Source organism: Priestia sp. P5_B4 (genome assembly GCF_056400385.1).
In genome coordinates this window covers 1-1791 of sequence record NZ_JBFULJ010000788.1, presented here as the reverse complement: position 1 = coordinate 1791, position 1791 = coordinate 1, and the positions used below count along the sequence as shown (strand labels likewise).

The window sequence follows — 1791 nt, the reverse complement described above, 5'->3', positions numbered from 1 at the left end:
TAACTATGACTGTTTTTGACTATTTCTTGACCGATTGAATTTTTCTGACTGAATCAGCCATAGCTTGTCCTGATTTCATAAAAGCCTACACACCAAAAAAGTTGTCCACCTTTTTGGACAACTCAAAGTGACCCATCATTTAAATAAAAACAGAAGCATATATAATATGGAAGCAAGGGCAGAAGAAATAGCTAAACTTGAGATAAAACGAACGAGCCTTTTTTTAATGAACTGCGTTAATTCGATTTCTCTTACTTGAGTTTTTTCATTTTGCATACAATAATCCCTTCTTTAATTAAAATTTCCTAGTAGCTAGAAGTTGCTACTCGCAGAATATGCTTTTATGTATTGTATGCATGCGTTAAAAAAAAGATACAAAACGAACAAAAAAGCTACTCTTAGCTAGAGTAGCTTTCATCTTTCCATACATCTGCTTCAATTACTGCATCCGCTCGAATCGAATATGTATAATAAGGGCCTGTAACCATCAGCGTATTCGACTGCAGCGAGACTTTATCAATCGTCACTCGTTCATACCTTTGAATATGTCCTGCTTCATAGACGTGAAGCGTTACTGGATGATGCTCCGAGTAACTGTTCATAATGACATTTTCAATATGCTCAATCTTTTCTTTTTTCAACCCTAAAGGCTGCTTATGCGCATCGGGACTGTACATTTTCTTCATTTTCTCTAAATGCTCGGGCATTACTAACTTCGCATACTGTTTTAATTCATCTTGATACACRTTCATTCTCCCCCTTGACTCTTGCTTCTATTTTACCGAACGAATATTCTCATTGCAAAACTTTTTAATCAAAATAAAAGCAAACAATTCATTTTTTCATACTCCATAAAAACTGTCAAAAGATTTTATGTTAATAGCAGAAACTGATTTTTAAAAAAATAATAATATCCCATCTTTAATTCGGTCTCTAGAGTTGGTATAATACATTGTCATGACTGTGTTTTCGGAGCTTTTGATGATTGGAGGTAACGTTCATGATTAATAAAATAAAAGAAATTATCCTCATTATTCTAGGGAGCCTCATTTTCGCACTGGCCATTAATTACTTTGCTATTCCAAATGAATTAGCAGAAGGCGGCGTAACCGGTGTAACAATGATTACCTATTATGTACTAGGCTGGTCTCCGGGTATCACAAACTTTATATTAAACGGTTTGCTGGTACTGATCGGATACAAATTGCTTCATAAACGTGTGATTGTTTACACAATTATATGTATTATTTTCACTTCTCTATTCCTACATATAACTGAAGGACTGGGAAATCCTCTTGACGATACGCTACTGGGGGCTATTTTTGCTGGTATTTTAGCTGGTGTAGGACTCGGACTTGTGTTTAGAGGCGGCGGAACTTCCGGAGGCTCTGCAGTTATTGCCCGCTTAGCTAATCAATATCTAGACTGGAATATTAGCAAAACGATGCTGGCAATTGATTTATTAGTTGTAGCAAGCGCTTATTTTGTCATCGGCGGAGAAAAGACAATGTATACGGTTATTTCTCTTTACATCGGAACGAAGGTGCTTGATTATATCATTGAAGGACTTAACCCTCGCAAAGCGATCACTATTATTTCACACCGTTCAGTTGAAGTAGCCGAACAAGTCAATAAAAAGATGCAGCGCGGCGTCACTGTCTTTTCTGCTCATGGAAGCTATACAAAAGAAGCAAAAGACGTATTGTACGTAGTTGTGAACAAACAAGAACTGCTAGAATTAAAGCGTATTATTCATAAAGTCGACGAACAAGCTTTTGTGGTCGTACAGGA

The 1791-nt window shown here is 36.5% G+C and carries 3 protein-coding genes; 1 reads left to right on the top strand and 2 read right to left on the bottom strand.

Annotated features, from left to right (window positions below):
- Positions 1–135: 135 nt before the first annotated feature.
- Together AC1DRF_RS25985 and AC1DRF_RS25980 are read right to left on the bottom strand one after the other, a co-directional pair.
- The gene (locus AC1DRF_RS25985) at positions 136–276 is read right to left on the bottom strand and encodes a hypothetical protein (protein ID WP_013056833.1); all 141 of its coding nucleotides are present in this window, start codon (positions 274–276) and stop codon (positions 136–138) included.
- A 122-nt stretch (positions 277–398) separates the two neighbouring features.
- The gene (locus tag AC1DRF_RS25980) at positions 399–752 is read right to left on the bottom strand and encodes a YolD-like family protein (RefSeq protein WP_274156428.1); all 354 of its coding nucleotides are present in this window, start codon (positions 750–752) and stop codon (positions 399–401) included.
- Positions 753–1000: 248 nt separating this feature from the next.
- Here AC1DRF_RS25980 and AC1DRF_RS25975 point away from each other — a divergent pair.
- The coding region (locus AC1DRF_RS25975; RefSeq protein ID WP_477742074.1) for a YitT family protein at positions 1001–1791 on the top strand (791 nt) is incomplete at its 3' end.

Bases quoted from the DNA above. Each gene is read 5' to 3' on its own strand.
- AC1DRF_RS25985 (WP_013056833.1), bottom strand. From the start codon at position 276: ATGCAAAATGAAAAAACTCAAGTAAGAGAAATCGAATTAACGCAGTTC.